15 protein-coding genes and 2 pseudogenes are annotated in these 16,447 nt (G+C 38.0%); 9 read left to right on the top strand and 8 right to left on the bottom strand.

Annotated elements, in window-relative coordinates; genetic code table 11:
- The 3 genes from uxuA (at position 1) to OSO01_RS18110 (ending at position 3,061) form a co-directional block, all read left to right on the top strand.
- Positions 1 to 1,074, top strand: a complete 1,074-nt coding sequence (gene uxuA / locus OSO01_RS18120; RefSeq protein WP_147211858.1) for a mannonate dehydratase — start codon at positions 1 to 3, stop codon at positions 1,072 to 1,074.
- A 3-nt stretch (positions 1,075 to 1,077) separates the two neighbouring features.
- Positions 1,078 to 1,923, top strand: a complete 846-nt coding sequence (locus OSO01_RS18115; protein ID WP_147211857.1) for an SDR family oxidoreductase — start codon at positions 1,078 to 1,080, stop codon at positions 1,921 to 1,923.
- A 259-nt stretch (positions 1,924 to 2,182) separates the two neighbouring features.
- The gene (locus OSO01_RS18110) at positions 2,183 to 3,061 is read left to right on the top strand and encodes a hypothetical protein (RefSeq protein WP_147211856.1); all 879 of its coding nucleotides are present in this window, start codon (positions 2,183 to 2,185) and stop codon (positions 3,059 to 3,061) included.
- Positions 3,062 to 3,154: 93 nt separating this feature from the next.
- On the opposite strand, the gene OSO01_RS18105 is transcribed toward OSO01_RS18110, so the two are convergent.
- The 5 genes from OSO01_RS18105 to pfkB all read right to left on the bottom strand — a co-directional run bounded on the left by OSO01_RS18105 (position 3,155) and on the right by pfkB (position 8,076).
- Positions 3,155 to 3,586 carry a (deoxy)nucleoside triphosphate pyrophosphohydrolase gene (locus tag OSO01_RS18105; RefSeq protein WP_147211855.1) on the bottom strand — a complete coding sequence of 144 codons (432 nt, stop codon included), beginning with the start codon at positions 3,584 to 3,586 and terminating at the stop codon, positions 3,155 to 3,157.
- A 90-nt stretch (positions 3,587 to 3,676) separates the two neighbouring features.
- Entirely contained in the window at positions 3,677 to 4,174 is a 498-nt protein-coding gene (locus OSO01_RS18100) for a hypothetical protein (protein WP_147211854.1), read from the bottom strand.
- Positions 4,175 to 4,304: 130 nt separating this feature from the next.
- Entirely contained in the window at positions 4,305 to 5,243 is a 939-nt protein-coding gene (gene lacD / locus OSO01_RS18095) for a tagatose-bisphosphate aldolase (RefSeq protein ID WP_147211853.1), read from the bottom strand.
- Positions 5,240 to 7,138 (bottom strand): fructose-specific PTS transporter subunit EIIC, encoded by a 1,899-nt coding sequence (locus tag OSO01_RS18090; RefSeq protein ID WP_186813698.1) that lies wholly within the window; start codon positions 7,136 to 7,138, stop codon positions 5,240 to 5,242. The genes lacD and OSO01_RS18090 overlap by 4 nt, the downstream gene beginning before the upstream one ends.
- Positions 7,139 to 7,155: 17 nt before the next feature.
- The gene (gene pfkB, locus OSO01_RS18085; RefSeq protein ID WP_147211852.1) at positions 7,156 to 8,076 is read right to left on the bottom strand and encodes a 1-phosphofructokinase; all 921 of its coding nucleotides are present in this window, start codon (positions 8,074 to 8,076) and stop codon (positions 7,156 to 7,158) included.
- Positions 8,077 to 8,192: 116 nt separating this feature from the next.
- Between pfkB and OSO01_RS18080 the strand changes: the two genes are divergently transcribed.
- Together OSO01_RS18080 and OSO01_RS18075 are read left to right on the top strand one after the other, a co-directional pair.
- Positions 8,193 to 8,969: a MurR/RpiR family transcriptional regulator gene (locus OSO01_RS18080; RefSeq protein WP_147211851.1), complete on the top strand. Its 777-nt coding sequence runs from the start codon at positions 8,193 to 8,195 to the stop codon at positions 8,967 to 8,969.
- 314 nt (positions 8,970 to 9,283) lie between these two features.
- Positions 9,284 to 9,518, top strand: a pseudogene (locus OSO01_RS18075) (cation:dicarboxylate symporter family transporter); the annotation flags it as partial.
- A gap of 109 nt (positions 9,519 to 9,627) precedes the next feature.
- Here the strand turns inward: OSO01_RS18075 and OSO01_RS18070 are convergent.
- Positions 9,628 to 9,918: a hypothetical protein gene (locus tag OSO01_RS18070; protein ID WP_147211850.1), complete on the bottom strand. Its 291-nt coding sequence runs from the start codon at positions 9,916 to 9,918 to the stop codon at positions 9,628 to 9,630.
- Between the two features lie 336 nt (positions 9,919 to 10,254).
- Between OSO01_RS18070 and OSO01_RS18065 the strand changes: the two genes are divergently transcribed.
- A complete protein-coding gene (locus OSO01_RS18065) occupies positions 10,255 to 10,563 on the top strand; it encodes a hypothetical protein (protein ID WP_147211849.1) in 309 nt (102 codons plus the stop codon).
- 218 nt (positions 10,564 to 10,781) lie between these two features.
- On the top strand, positions 10,782 to 11,522 hold the full coding sequence (locus OSO01_RS18060) for a hypothetical protein (protein ID WP_147211848.1): 741 nt from the start codon (positions 10,782 to 10,784) through the stop codon (positions 11,520 to 11,522).
- Between the two features lie 75 nt (positions 11,523 to 11,597).
- On the opposite strand, the pseudogene OSO01_RS18055 reads toward OSO01_RS18060, so the two are convergent.
- Both OSO01_RS18055 and OSO01_RS18050 read right to left on the bottom strand, forming a co-directional pair.
- A pseudogene (locus OSO01_RS18055) lies at positions 11,598 to 12,050 on the bottom strand (DUF2269 family protein).
- A gap of 118 nt (positions 12,051 to 12,168) precedes the next feature.
- A complete protein-coding gene (locus tag OSO01_RS18050) occupies positions 12,169 to 12,543 on the bottom strand; it encodes a YbaN family protein (protein ID WP_147211847.1) in 375 nt (124 codons plus the stop codon).
- Positions 12,544 to 12,810: 267 nt separating this feature from the next.
- Between OSO01_RS18050 and OSO01_RS18045 the strand changes: the two genes are divergently transcribed.
- Complete coding sequence (locus OSO01_RS18045; RefSeq protein WP_147211846.1) at positions 12,811 to 14,715, top strand: BglG family transcription antiterminator; 1,905 nt, start codon at positions 12,811 to 12,813, stop codon at positions 14,713 to 14,715.
- Positions 14,716 to 15,004: 289 nt separating this feature from the next.
- Positions 15,005 to 16,420 carry a glycoside hydrolase family 1 protein gene (locus OSO01_RS18040; RefSeq protein WP_147211845.1) on the top strand — a complete coding sequence of 472 codons (1,416 nt, stop codon included), beginning with the start codon at positions 15,005 to 15,007 and terminating at the stop codon, positions 16,418 to 16,420.
- Positions 16,421 to 16,447 lie beyond the last annotated feature (27 nt).

The following is a 16,447-nucleotide window of genomic DNA, read 5'->3' as shown; positions in this document are numbered from 1 at the left end:
ATGAGAATGACATTTAGGTGGTATGGTGAAAATAACGATTCTGTTTCACTGGAACAAATAAAGCAGATTCCTGGTGTAGAAGGATTGGTATGGGCATTACACCATCGTGCAGCAGGTGAAGTTTGGCCGGAAGAGGAAGTATTGGAAGTGAAAAAACAAGCCGATGCATATGGTTTTCATTTAGATGTAGTAGAAAGTATTAACGTACATGAAGACATAAAATTAGGCAAGGAAACAAGAAATGAATATATAGAAAATTATAAAACGAGTCTAAGGAATGTTGCCAAAATAGGCGCGAAGGTAGTTTGTTTTAATTTTATGCCCGTATTTGATTGGACACGAACAGACTTATATAAAAAATTAGAGGATGGCTCCACCGCATTATTTTATGAAACATCAAAAGTGAATGATATGAATCCCAATGATTTGATTGAGCAAATAACCAATTCGGGCTATACAATGCCTGGATGGGAACCAGAACGCCTGAAAACAATTAAAGAATCTTTTAAGTCGTATGAAGAAGTAGACGAGGATCAATTATGGAAGAACTTAGAGTATTTCTTGAAGGAAGTTCTTCCTGTTGCTGAAGAGGAGGATATTAAACTGGCTATACATCCAGATGATCCGCCTTGGCCAGTGTTTAATCTTCCCCGAATTATTACGAGTGAGCAGGCCATTGAAAGGTATCTGTCTATTTCAGACAGCCCCTCACATTGCTTGACCTTGTGCAGCGGATCATTGGGAGCTAATCCGAATAATGATATTCCGGCTATCATCCGCAGGTTTCATAATCGTATTGCTTTTGCTCATATTCGCAATGTACGAATCTATGAAAATGGTGATTTTATCGAAACATCTCACCGAACAAAGGATGGATCAGTACCAATTGATGATATTGTCAAAGCTTATCATGAGACAGGTTTTAAAGGATATGCCCGTCCAGATCATGGTAGACATTTATGGAATGAACAATGCCGGCCGGGTTATGGTTTATATGACCGTGCTTTAGGCATCATGCATCTCTGGGGTCTTTGGGATGCTTATGAATTAGTGAAGAGAAAGGAGCGTGCATAAACAGTGTTACCAACTCATGAAGATCTAGCTGGAAAAACAGCGGTTGTTACAGGCGGAAGCGGCGTTCTTTGTCAAGTTATGGCAAAGGAGCTAGCCCGCCAAGGGATGAAAGTAGCAATATTAAATCGAAATGTGGAAAAAGGACAGAAGGTAGCAGATGAAATAAAAGAGCAGGGCGGTATGGCGATTGCAGTATCTTGTGATGTATTAAATGAAGAAAATGTGAAGGAAGCGTATGAGGTTGTGAAGCAGGAATTAGGAGAATGTGATTTGCTGATTAATGGAGCTGGAGGAAATCATCCGGATGCCATTACGGATAAAGAAATATTTGAAGCAGGGGATATCGAAAATACTTCTTTAAAATCTTTTTTTGATTTGCAGTTGAGTGGCTTTGATCATGTTTTTCGGTTGAATTTAATTGGTTCACTCATACCAACACAAGTATTTGCGAAAAAAATGACTGAATACGGTGGGAATATTATTAATATCTCATCCATGGCAGCTCCAGCCCCAATGACGAAAGTTCCAGCCTATAGTGCTGCCAAAGCAGGCATTGATAATCTTACCAAGTGGTTATCTGTTCATTTTGCTGATGCTGGTATTCGTATTAATGCGATTGCGCCTGGGTTCTTTTTAACAGAACAAAATCGGGGACTTTTGCTTGATGAGGATGGTTCTTTATCCGAGCGCGCAGAGAAAATTATCAATCATACTCCACAAGGCCGATTTGGAAAGCCGGAAGATTTATTAGGAACATTGCTTTGGCTGGCAGACGACAATATGTCTGGCTTTGTAACAGGGATTACCGTACCTGTAGATGGTGGATTTATGGCTTATTCAGGTGTTTAGATTATTGTACAGAACTTATAAAAAGAATGAAGGTAAAATATTTGTTTCAAAGGCACTAGAGTAGTAATATAAGACTTCTGCATAAACAAACAACGATATGTTTACGCAGAAGTCTTATTTCAATTTATCCACATTAGAAGAAAATTGTATAAAACAATGAAAGCGCAGGCATGATTTTATCAAAGTTAACTGTCTATAAATCTCCTGCTTCCAAATACAATGCTATACTGAAAATAACATAGAAAACGTGGTGATAACCGTGGCAGAAATAAAAAAAGTAAAAAACTTTCCCCATATAGATATACATCCTTCTTTAAAAGATAAGCTGAAGGCAGTACAATCAATCCTTCAATCTGAGAAGTATCATGAATTATTTATTGCTGAAAAAGATGGAAATGCAATTGCACTGGCACTCAGCTGGTTAAATTCTTTTCATCCATCAGCAAAATATATCCGCTTCTTTGCAGGGAAGGAGCAAGATAGAAATGTGTATATATATGAGCTTCTTACTCCACTGCTTGGGAGTAGATCCACCCAGGATAAGTGGATCTACTCCTGCTGCTCCAATGAAAAAGATAACATTGCCATCGTTGAAGAAAAAGGATTTCATCTATTCCGGAGGACGTTTGAAGAAACAGTTGGAGTGACATGGATGCTGCAGCATTTAGATAGCCAGACTATAGATGAAAAGATAACTCCTCTAAAAGAAGTGATGTCCGATTTGAAAAAGAAGCAGCAGTTCTTATCCAAAATAAAAACAGATTATGAACAGACACATGCAGATAACCCTGTTGGATGCTTTACACTTACTGAATGGGAAGAAATTTTAAGAAATGATTGTCCGGATGAAAGTAGGAGTTCTGTTTTATTTATAGAGGAAGAAATCGCCGCATATATCATGCTTCATCCTGGTGATACAGAAAATCATTATGAAATCGGCTGGGTTGGCTTAGATCAAAAAAAACAGGATATCGATCTATTGAAGCAGCTGCTATTCAGACAATTGCAGTCGCTCAAAGATAATGATGTGAAGACAGTAGAGATAGAAGTTGATTCTACTAATCCTGTTGTGATGCGTTTATTTGATTTTTTGGAATTAAATAAGAAGGAGTCTTGGAATTCATATATACTCAAGTAAGCATTGATTATGAAAAAAGAAACCTGCACAAGCAATCAGAGCGCTTATGCAAGTTTTCCGGCATTTCATTCTGGATTCCTAAAACGGAAGTTCTCATTTTTGTCGTCTAAAAGAGGCAGATTGTTCTTTTAAAGGTTCATTCATAAGTGCCTCAACAGCCGGCATATCAGCAGGTGCCCAATGTAAAGAAGGCAAATTTTCTCTCTGCAGCCAGATAAGCTTGGCATGTTCATTTGTTTGAGGGACGCCTTGAACTAATTCTGCTTTAATGACAATAAGCTGAATAATAAAGGTATGATATTCGTGGACATTCTCATGGAAAACCTCCTGAGCTTGAATCCTGCAGGACATTTCTTCATATACTTCACGCTCTAATGCAGTAAATAGGTTTTCTCCTTCTTTTACCTTTCCTCCAGGGAATTCCCACATGTTTGAAAGAGACATCTGGCCGGATCGTAGTGCACATAATATCTCACGGCGCTCATTCTCTATAACCGCTGCAACAACCTGTACCGTTTTCTTCAACCTGAAACCCCTCCTGCCTCTAATAATGCTCTCTCTCTAGGATAGCATGTTTATATGGTTTCTGGAACGATACAGGCTGGCAAACGAGCTTTATTTTTCTTCAAAGAAAGAATGGAAGTATACATAAACTGCATTTTCTTTATCCAGGACTTTGTATAACTTTCCATTTTGGTCAGGAGGAACAATCCGGATATATTCGTTAGTGATATAGAGATATAGATGGGTGTCATCAGACAGGCTCATTTCGACGGTATATTCCTGACTATCATTGGTGATTCTTCCGCCGTTGTAAATTCGGACATCTTCAATAAGCATTCTGGTGATGTCATTTGATTGATTTAATACAATTTCTTCCTCACTTTCGGGAAGTACAGGTTCATCACTATTCATGTGACTGGAATCAGACTTCATAATAGTAATCGAATTAATATGTCTCCGCTCTCCGTCACTGGTAAGCTCATCAGCCAGAACAATTGGCAGATTTGTCGGCAGGGAGGTGAAGGAGATTTTAAAGTAGAAAATAGAAACGAGCAAAATAATGATAATGAAAGCAAGGGTGCTTCCGATAATTATGTATTTTTTAGGCATGGGTTTCTCTCCTTATAACATAGTCCCATGATTAGCATGTAACAAAATGAATAATAACATACTATGAATAAGAAGTAGAAAGGATATGCAGAAAAAGCCCAATACGGTCACTGAGCTTTTTCTGTATTTATTAAGAAATAGATGTTGCTGTTTCTTGAACTACTTTATCCAATTCTTGAATATTTTTAACGCCTTCTGTTTGCAGCCACTTAGCAGCAGCTTCTCCATCAACATTTTTAAATTCGGATGTTGCACCGCTCCAGGTTGCTCTGCCACAGAGGACACCATTAAAGGTAGATTCTGCTTCTTTGGCAAAACGCAATGTTTCTTGGAATAATTCCGGTGTAACTCCTGCACTTAAAAAGATAAATGGCAGGTCAGTTGCCTCAGATTGTTCTTTGAAAACAGCTTTTGCTTCTGCTTGGGTTTGAGCTGTTTCACCTTCTGCATAGCCTTCCACAAAATTCATATTTACAGGAACCTCAACCTTTAATACATCCACATTAAATCTTGGTTCACTGTAGCGTTTCATTGCTTCGATCACTTTTTTTGGTTTTACTTTGGCAAATTCTAATCCTTTTTCATTGCCAATTGAATCGTCATAGGTAAGGATTTCTAAGAACAATGGAATGTCTTCTGCAACACACTCACTGCCGACACGCTCTACAAAGGCTTCTTTGACTTCATTAATTTCTTTGCTTTCATCTACGTCAATATAGATGAGCAATTTAATGGCATCAGCGCCTTCTGCTTTCAGATTTTTCACGGAGCAATTTGGAATTAAATCCGGAAAACGTCCAGGCTCCTGCTTATCATAGCCTGTTTGTTCATAGGCCAGGATTAATCCGCAGTTTGTATCTCTTTTCTTCGCTGCTGCTAGTCCATATTCAGGATCAAGCAGGATAGAAGAAGCATAAGGAGTAAGCTTTTCAGATACAAGCTGTTTGAAAGCAGAGATCTGCTCACCGGAAATATCATCGCCCATCATTCTTCTTAGTGCACCACGCTGATCAATAGCAAGTGCGGAAATAATACCCTGGTCATTCATTAGTTTATCTAAATTTTTCATTTTTTAACGCCTCCAAGTAATAATTCTTTTATTTCAGCTTCTGATTGAGAAGCCTTTAATTGGTCAATAAACTCCTGATTCATCAGTTTTCTGGAAAGAGCCGATAGGATATCTAAGTGTTCGTTGCTGCTTCCATCTGGCACCAGAATACTGATGACAAAATCTGTTGGTTTTCCGTCCATTGCAGGCCAATCGATACCTTCTGCCAATTGCACAACCATTAATTTTGCCTGTTGAATTGCATCGCTCTTCACATGCGGAATAGCAATTCCGTTCTCCATACCTGTTGAGCCTTCTGATTCTCTTTTTTGCAATCCACTTACTACTTTTTTTGCATCTGTTGTAATATTTAATTCTTTCGCTTTTTCTGCTATAAATGTCAGAACTTCATCTTTGGAACCCAGCTTTTGCTGCAGGTGAATTTGATTTGTTTCTAAAAGACTGCCCTGCTTTTTGGAAGCAGGCTGTTCTTTTGGCGCTGGTGCAGTTGCTTGTTCAGCATTGTTTTTCCGTTGATGTCTTTTTTGTTCTAATGCCATTAGGAATCCTGAAATAACAGCACCAATTAGAATTGCCAATACCCATAAGAATGCATGGGTTACAACAGGAAGAACAATAAATCCTCCATGTGGTGCGGGTACTTCTACTTTAAACATATAGGTCAGCATGGCAGCGATAGAAGAACCTACCATAATAATCGGGATAATGGTAAAAGGTCTTTTAGCTGCAAAAGGAATTGCACCTTCTGTAATGTGTGTAGAACCTAATAGGAAATTGACATAACCGGCACTTGCTTCAGCCTGACTGTATTGACGACGGGCGAACAATACAGAGAAACCTGTTGCTAAAGGTGGAACGATACATGCAGCAGAAACACCTGCCATAAATAAGAAGTTACCTTGTGCAAGTAGCGCTGTTCCTGTTACATAAGCAGCCTTGTTGACCGGGCCGCCCATATCAAATGCACTCATAACACCTACAATCAACCCTAATAAGAGCGGATTAGAATCCTGGAAGCTGCTTAGGAAGTTCATCATTCCCTGATTAATTGCTTCCATAGGAACGGACAGATACCACATGGCAAATCCGCCGATAAAGATACCGAGAACCGGAATTAAGAAAATTGCTTTTAAACCGTCAAGTGATTTTGGCAGATTCTTTAATGCTTTCATCAGCAGTAAAACAAGACCACCAGCTAAGAAACCACCAACAATTCCGCCTAAAAATCCTGTACCGTTTGTATCGGCAATCATACCGACAATAAAACCGATGATAAGGCCGGGCCTGTTACCAATGGATTGGGCGATATAAGCACTTAATACAGGAACCATCAGCCCCATAGCCAGTCCGCCGATGGTATTCATTTGTTCGGCAATGACATTATACTGGGATGATTCAGGATCAGCTGAATAAATTCCAAACATAAAGGAAACAGCAATCATCACCCCGCCGGCAACAACTAAAGGAAGCATATGGCTGACACCATTCATCAAATGCACATAGAGCTGGTGCCAGATATTGGCTGATCCCTGATCACTTTTTTCGTTATTTGAGGATGCCGCTTCACCGGATCCTTTGTAAACAGCGACATCTCCTGAGATAGCTCTGTCGATTAATTCCTCAGGGTTTTTAATTCCTTTTGAAACAGAAACGTTAATCACTTTTTTTCCATGGAAACGGTCAATGTCCACGTTTTTATCAGCAGCAATAATAATGACCTCTGCATCTTTAATTTCCTGAGCAGTAAACTGGTTTTCTGTACCTCTTTGTCCATGGGTTTCGACTTTGATGGAAACGCCTTTTTCTTCAGCAGTTTTCTCAAGTGCTTCTGCAGCCATAAACGTATGTGCAATACCTGTGGGACAACCAGTAACGCCTAAAAAACGATATGTCATGATTTTCACCCTTTCATTTATACGGTTAATGTTTTTACGTTCAAGTCTTTCATCAGATCTTCAACATCCTCAAAATCCGTTAATCCGGAGCGGAAAGCAGTAGAGGAACCAGCTGCCACAGCTTTCTTTAATGCCGCTTCAGCTGTATTAGTCTGTAAAGTAATGTAAAAAGTAGCTAATGTTGTGTCTCCGGCGCAAGCTGTATTCACTACCTCTCCTTTCGGTGCAGGACAGTAGAGTGTTGACTCTTTATTGACAAAGTAAGCACCTTGGCCGCCCATAGAGACTAAGATATTTTGACAGCCTTTATCTAATAATTTTCGGGCTGCATGAATGATTGCCTGTTCTGAATCCAGGTTATCCTCTGGAAACAGGTTTTGGAGCTCTTCATCATTCGGTTTGATTAAATAAGGCTGATAGTGAACTAATTCACTTAAGATAGGATGACTTATATCTAAAATTAATCGAAATCCGATATCAGCAGCATGCTTTGCTATTGCTACCAGGATGGATGGTTCCACGCCTTTGGGCAGGCTGCCTGATACAAATAAAACATCTTCCTTTGTAAATCCGGCAATTTTATTTAATAATTCATCTATTTTTATATCCGTTATTTCCGGGCCGCTATTGACGATTTTATACTCGCCCTGATTAGATTTTACAAACCCATTAATTCTTGTGACGCCATCTACTTCTGTAAAATCCGTGTTGATGCCCATTTTTTTCAACTCATCCTGAATATAATGCCCGCTGAAGCCGGCTATATAACCTAAAGCTGTAGAAGGGGTACCAAGCTTATTTAAAATAATGGATATATTAACTCCCTTGCCGTTTGGCTGGAATTCATCGTATATGCTTCGGTTCACCTTGTCAGGAAGAAAATCCTCCATTTCGATGAACATATCAATTGCTGTATTTAATGTGCATGTATAAATCATGGCATTCATCCTTTCCTTCTTAAAGTATGGCACAGTGGGAAATGAAAATGTTTGCATTATATGTGTTATAGTTAGAAAATAGATGAAAAAGATTTCAAGATAAGCGGGTGTTTAGTATGAATTTCCAACAGAGGATTCAGCATTACTATAATGAATTAAGCAGCAGCGACAAGCATTTATTAAATTATATAGAATCGCACTATTCGACGATGGGCGATATTTCGATTACGCAGTTGAGTGAGGAGGCGAACGTCTCCACTTCCACGATTGTCCGATGTATGAAAAAACTCCACTACCGGGGATTTACGGATTTTAAATTTCAATTTATCTCCGAAAAATCACAGCAGTTTCCGGGAGCGCTGGAAAAAATTAAAAATATTGATTCGCAAATTCAGTCGGCTATCTTCAAGAATCAGGAGGAAGTGATAAATACGTTAAATTATCTGGATTCCTCGCTGATTGAAGACGCTTTAGTTGCTGTGAAATATAGTAAAAAGATTACAATATTTGCCAGGGGATTTTCAGAGCATATTTCCAATGAAATGACGGTAAAGCTGCAGCTGCTTGATAAGCATTGTGAAGAGCATACAGATCCGAATATTATCCGTATTAAATCGAGAAAGTTTACAAGGGATGATTTAGTTATCTTTGTCTCGTTGAATGGAGAGACAGAGGAGCTGGTGGAGGCTGCACAATTTTGTAAGCAAAATAATGTGAAAACGATTCTGCTTACAACGAATAAGGAGAGCAGTCTGTTTCGGCTGTGTGATATTAATTTGTTAGGTTATAAGTCGAAGCAAAGCTTTTTTCCTGATTATGAGGTGCGTTCGCGGTTGCCGCTGCAGGTGCTGGCGCGGATATTTCTGGATGCATATGTGATTCGATTTAAGTAGTTTTTAGGAGAGAAAGTATTATGCTTTATAACCTAAGTAAATAAATCCCAGTGGAAATATTAAAGAAATAATTTTTCTGCGTGCTAATTTTGAAATTGGAATATACGATCTAGCATATTTATAAAAATGTAGAAACACTTGTAATTGTAAGTGTGTCTGCATCTTTTTTATAGACTTTTCAGTCACTACAACATAGTGCTATTTGTTTTCTTATCTTATGACAGTACTATCTTTTGTGTGGTTTAAATTTGAAAGGTATTTTTAACTTATTTGAACGAGCAAACGATATTTTAGGCTGGCTTGTTATGTTGGGTGTGCTTGTTGCCACCTTGGCAAGTGTTGGTACTGCGGGTGTGCTTAGTGTTGGATTGATTATGCTGGCATGGTGCTGAATCAAGTTGGTCTCCCTGTTGAAGGTATCGCATTAATTATTGGTATTGACCTCTTGATGTGTTAAGAACGCCTCACAATATCTCTGGTGATGCGGCATGTGCCTATATTTTATCTGAGCGGGAAAAGCGGAAGGATAAAAAGCAGTTGAATGAATAGGAATAAAGAATTGAATTTTCTTCTCTTGTCCGTATCTTTTTAGGGCTTATAAAGAAAAGCATCCTAATGACAGCAGCATAATCCAAATAAGGATTATGCTGCTTTTCCTTTACATGAAAAAAGATACTATAAACCAGCATATATAGAAAATGATGGGAAGGATTGAAATAAGGGCACCAATCTTTTTTAATTGAAATAAATAGTAAAAAGTTGCTCCAAAAGCCCAGACTGCAATAAGTAAAAAGAAGTCCAGACCAAAATCATCATTAGCTCCCTCAGCAATAGCTCTTCCCGTGAAAAAGAAAGATAAGATGATGGTGATAAATCCTGTTATGATGAAATAAAGCAGGGAGGAACGATTGTTGTTTCCTCTTAATTTATTTTCAGAAGTTGACTTCATGAGAAATCCTCTCCTATTCAAGTAATTAATTAAATCTTTGTGCAAGAAGTTAAATGCTTTCCTATCTTTAATTGTATACCCTCTGAATATTCTCTGTAAATTGATTGCATTTCATTCAAAATTATACTTAATCAATATAAAGCTGGTGGAGCCGGTCGAAATATAATTTGCAATCATGTCAAGATCTCCTTGCTTGTACAGGTGTTTCATTTGCTGAATAGAAAGTTGTTTTTTCTGTTTTACTGGTCTCTGTCTTTTTGTTTAATAATCCTGTGTCAGGGAAAATGACTTCTAAATAATATAAAGGACAAATTTTAAAATCCGAGGAGGTGCCATATGAAGAATAAAGCTCCTTTAATAGGTTACTCCCTCATTTTTCTCGGAGCGGCGTTTATTATTGCAGATGCTGATGCGATGTTTAATATGTATTATATTCATTATGTTGCTATCGTTGTTGGTGTAGTTGTTCTTTTGATTTATTATTTAACAACCAGGAGTGAAAAGAATCTGCTTTGCAGAATAGGATTCCATAAGTTTGAGCATATTGGCTGGGATGATGAAGTTTCATTTCGTCTTATTTATCGTTGCCAGCGATGTGGGTATGTGAAAAGAGTAATAAGAAGCTCTGGCGGGGGAGGGATGTAACATGTTAAGGGAAGAAATATATATTCTTACAATGTTAAATGATAGTTATATGTTTTAACAAGTAGATATAAGGTAATAGATTATTATATGAAATTATTGAAAAGGTGAGTATATATATCGTAGGAATTGGGTCTAGTATTTTAGGGCTTCTTTCTTTTATGGCTATCTATTCGGAATATTTTTCTGAATAATCAAAACAATGAGGGGAGAGAAAATGAATGAAGAGATTTATGCTGTCGATAAGCATTCTTTTAGTATGCAGTATCCTGCTAATAGCTTGTAATAGTGATAATAATGAAAAAGCAAATGATAATCAGGAAATTATAGACGAGAACAATAATGAATCACAAAATGAAGGTGATGACCAAAACAACGAAGATCAGGAAAATGTAAATGAGAATGGTGACAACTCCGAAGAGGCTGATGAGGACAACACACAAGATCAGAATGCTGATAACGAGGACCCGTCAGAAACCGGCGGGGGTACGGAAGCAAATGAAGAAGATAATGAAAGTGCTGCCGAGGAAGCTTATGAATCCTACGCAAATGCAAGATTCGGCTTTTCTGTTGAATATCCATCCACCTTTGAAGCAGACTACATGCCAGACAACGGCGATGGCATTGAAGTCCATGATGATACAGCTACCATTATCGCGTCGGGAAGTCATTTTGGACTTACGGAAGAGGGAAGTACCCTTGCCAGTGATAAAGGATCAATCGAATCTTATTATGAGTATGATGTTGCAGAGGCGGAAGAAGAGAGTGAATCGGTAAGCTATGAAAGACTGGAAGACGATTGGTATGTCATTTCCTATTTTGACGGAACCAATAATATTTATAAAAAATCAATCTTAGCCGATGATTATATAGCTAATCTATTAATTGAGTATCCTGCAGATTTACAAGAAGAATACGAGACAATGGTTGAACGGGTTTCTGAGACATTTCAAATACCTTAGTACAAAAGCATCGTGTGTTGTGATGGTTTTCAAACCCGCAACACATGATGTTTGTAGTAGCGTATATCCTTAAACTCAAAAAGGCTTTGTAATCATTAAAGCAATAATAATTAAAAACAGCGTATTAATCAGATTTTCATAGAAAAATAAACGCTTAGACAATGTGAAATATTCAGCAGGAATGTCTTCTCCTTTATGCTCCTTCAATAAAGCTTTAATCGGCTTGGAGCTGGAAACTAATACAGTAGGACCGGAAGCCAGAGCAAGTAAGAAAAGAATTAAACTTGTAATATACCACCCTTGCTGGAAAAGATACATATTTAAAAATCCCATCCATAATCCGGTTACCAACAGCAACGTGCCGCCAATCATAACAAATTGATGCAGCTTGTTTCGCAATGCATACGCATGCCTCAGCTCTGTCATATTGGAAGCTTATTTTGCAATTGGAGTCATTACAAAACCAGGCCCCATCCCTAAAATAGCAGAAAATATATGTATAAATACGAGAATTTCATAAAATGTCATTATTGAAAGCTACCCCCAAAATCAAATAGCATGTTCGGGCCTACAGGGTGCTGGTCACAAAGGCGTTGCGACACGACGTTGCGTACTTAGTCTCTGCCCTTCATGGCAAAAACCATGGTTAGAAAGCATGCTTTTTAAGTGTTTTTTGTTTCAGGATAAACCAAGTAAAGTAGGAGCCTATCACCGCAAGCAGAAGCTTCACGGCAACCAGCGGAATCACAAAAAAGATGGTAAATGATAAGGAGAGCCATAGAACGGATACAGCAGTAATTTTCACTTTTAACGGAATCCCTTTTCCTGCGCGGTAATTTTTAATATAAGAACCAAAGTATTTATTTTCAAGCAGCCAATTGTATAGTCTTTCTGAGCTTTTTGCATAGCACGCTGCAGATAATAACAAAAATGGCGTCGTAGGTAACAGTGGTAAAATAATACCAATTATCCCAAGACCAAGTGAAAGAGAGCCGCAGCTGACCAAAATCGCCTTTTTCATTTCAACACCAACTTCAGCTTAGAATGAAATGCATCCAGAGTATTTTCTGTAAGAAATTACTTCTATTTTACTATATATTTGCTACTCGTAAATGAAAATAAAATGACTAATTTGTGTAGTTTTTGGACGCTGTTAACAGCTTAATGAAATGAACTGCCTTGGGATCCTGCGTATATATCATAGGCTTTTACAACAGATGAAAAGCTATAGAAGGAGTATAATAAGGCTATATTATTCTAAAAGCAGAAAGGAAAGAAGGGTTAGAAGATGTTCAGTAAACGGCAAAAAATTATCTTGTCCTATATTATGTATACCGATATGCCGATAAAACTTGATCTGCTCGCTGACATGCTGCAGGCTTCTATTCGCACCATCCGGATGGAACTGGAAAATATAAATCTCCTTCTTTCTGAAACGGGAACACAGGTACACATTTCAAAGAAGAGTCAATGTTATATAGAGCAAGGGGAAGAAGAAACGATTAAAAAGTTATTAGTAAATCCAATATTTGTGGACAAAAACAATATAGAGAATCATGTCATTTGGGATAGGATTTACACAATCATGGGGATGCTTTGCTTTGAATCAGATTATGTAAGTATGGAAGAACTTGCTGACAGGCTCTATGTCTCCAAATCAACGATTAACTTGGATGTAACGGAGATTAAGAAGCTGATTAGCAGAATGTCCGGTATCCGTTTTACCGTTTCCAGCACGAAGGGTCTGAAATTTGAAGGAAGTGAAGAGGGAATCCGTTACTTTTTGGCTAAGATGGTCCTTCAAGGATTGAATTTGGAGAAGACGCTACAGCATGTATTCCCGGAAAAGGATTTTTGTATATTTGAGATATATTTTCAAATGAATAAAATGTTAAAAGAAGCTATCGTGAAATATCAGTTTATCATTTCTGGAAAAGCATTTGGATTGGTAAGCGCGGGTCTTTTAATAACTGCCATTCGGAATCAGTTAGGGTATCATTTTGCGGATAATCAAACAGAAGTGCCGCTTTCATCAATGATGAAGGGGTTAGAGGAGCACCTGAAATCGGAGATGGGGACAACAGCTTTTACAAATGCAGATTTGGTCTATATACAACAATTTATCATGGAACAAAACCATCTTTATCCTTATACAAATGAGAATTGGGATGCAGCGGACCAAAAAATTGTATCGCTGTTCACTCATGTAGTAAAAGAATTCTTTCAGGTTGATCTCATAAAGTATCCTGACTTTGAGAAAAATTTTCTGTTCTATATTAACCAGTTAAATCAACGGGCAAAAAATGGTCATGACTATACCAATTTTAATAAGCGGCAAATTAACCGAATGTTTCCGATGTCGGCCAGCATTGTAGCTTTTTGTCAGCCTTGCTTGCAGGATATGGAAACGACGTACTCAGATGCAGAACTGGCTTATATCACGCTTTTCCTGGGCAACTTATTGGAAACGGAAGACCCCCCTTTAAAGCTATTACTTATTTCAGATGAACATACAGCACTTGTAAATTGGATTGTGTCTGAAGTTGTGCGTCTGATGGGAGCATCTGTCCGGATTGTAAATGCAATACCAACTTACTTATTTGAAGAAAAAGATGAATTATTTTTAAATGATGTGGATGTGATTTTAACAACCGAGCAAATTAATGTAAGTCGTGGTTGGAATATTGTTTTCATTCAGTCTTTGTTTGGGAAAACAGAGCAGAATTTTTTACAGTCGCTTCTGAATGATTACTTAAATCAGTCTAAAATGAAAAGACTGAGAGAGATGGAAAGTATAGCTGTTGGGCAAAATCATTTTCTTCAGATTCCTGAAAGTTTGAAGGAGTTCGATGACTGCGTACATTATCTTCTTGAACAGTTCGGATATGAGAAAATGCTGGATAATGGGGTGATGATGGGTAATCATTTTATACCTAATGATACGAAAACAGCATATATTTCTTTTATGGAAGAGCGCCCAGGCCGGTCAAGGATCATCATTGGTAAATTGCCAAAGAGTATAACATATAGGAATAAAACACTTCACACCATTGTTATCTCGTTCTACTATAAAAATGATTATGCTTTATCTCATTCCTACTACCAGTTTATTCGTTTTTTAATGGAGCCAAATCAGAGTAATCAATTAGGAAGGGTTAAGGGCTACCTTGAATTCAAGAAGATATTTAATTAATAGAGACCATTTAGTTTTTTTACCGATTTTCAGTTAAAAAAACTAAATGGTCTTTTTGCGTTCTTACTATTATCTTAGAACTATAAAGAAGCTTAGCCAGAAACATCCATATAATTTAATGATTTTTGGTGTTTTGAAAGCGGATAAAGCCAGTATGTTATGGGGTTAATCGTACATGCTAAAAAATAGCAATTTGTAATAGCTAGATTCATCTTTCCTGGTCTATTTTTATTTGCTGAAAGCTTCTAAATCAATATAATACTTATTCACAATAGGGAGGAATTTATCAATGGAACATAAAGCATATACTTCTTTTGATCCGGGTTTTCTATGGGGAGCTGCGACAGCATCCTTTCAGGTGGAAGGAGCAGTTAAAGAAGATGGAAAAGGACTCTCGGTTATCGATGTAATGCCAAAGAATCCTGCTATAACAGATTTCTCTGTTGCTGCCGATCATTATCATCATATAGAGGAAGACGTTGCCCTCATGGCAGAGCTGGGTTTGAAAGTTTACCGTTTCTCCATTGCCTGGACACGTATTTTCCCAAAAGGAAATGGTGAGGTCAATCAAGCTGGAGTAGATTTTTACAATCGATTAATTGACGCCTTGGTAAAACATCAAATTGAGCCATTAGTGACTATATACCATTTTGATTATCCGCAAAGTCTTGTCGAGCAATACGGAGGATGGATTTCAAGAGAAAGTATTGAGGATTACCGGGCCTATGCAGAGTTCTTATTTAAAACATATGGGGACCGCGTCAAATACTGGCTGACTATTAATGAACAGGATCATGTGGTTCGTATTCCGTCGCGGCTAGGGTTAACCGGCGAGGATCATTATGAACAGCTGAGACTCGGATATCAGGCAAATCACCATATGTGTGTGGCAACCGCAATTACCATTAAAACATTCCATGAATTAGGTATGGAAGGAAAGATTGGTCCTGCCGTTTCTTATTCTATGGTTCATCCTGCAAGCTCCCATCCAGATGACATTCTTGCGAGTAAAGATGCGATGTTAATTAAACACAATTATTTAATGGATTTGCATTGCCATGGAGAATATAGCTATAGCTTTCAAAGATACCTGGAAGAGAGGAATTTTACTCCGGCTATTGAAGATGGTGATTTGGAATTAATGAAAAAATATCCGCCTACCATGCTGGGAGTAAACTACTACTTCTCTGAAGCAGTTCGTGCTTTTCCTGCTACAGAAGAATTTCCGATTGGTTATCAAAAAAAATCTCTTCTTCCAGAAGCAGAGGCTGGAGTTTTCGAGGTTGTTAAGAACGAAAATCTGGCTGCAACAGATTGGGGCTGGGAAATTGATCCTGTCGGGCTGCGATTGACATTGCGGGAGCTTTACGACCGCTATAAGCTGCCAATGATTATTACAGAAAACGGCATTGGAGCTTACGATAAATTGGAGGATGAAGACATTGTCCGGGATGATTACCGGATCTCTTATTTGAGAGAGCACATTAAACAGGTAAAGCTCGCTATTAATGATGGCGTGCCAATGTTAGGCTACTGTGCATGGTCATTTATGGATCTGGTCAGCGGCCGGAATGGTATGGAGAAGCGCTACGGTTTTGTTTACATTAACCGGGAAGATTTCGATTTTAAGGATATGCGGAGAATTAAGAAGGATAGTTTTTATTGGTACCAAAAGGTCATTGCCTCTAATGGAGAGGATTTGTAATTTTTTATAAATCATACAAATAAAGGA

The organism is Oceanobacillus sojae (assembly GCF_007991515.1).
GTDB classification, from domain to species: Bacteria; Bacillota; Bacilli; order Bacillales; family Amphibacillaceae; genus Oceanobacillus; species Oceanobacillus sojae.
This window is presented reverse-complemented; position numbering and strand designations above follow the sequence as displayed.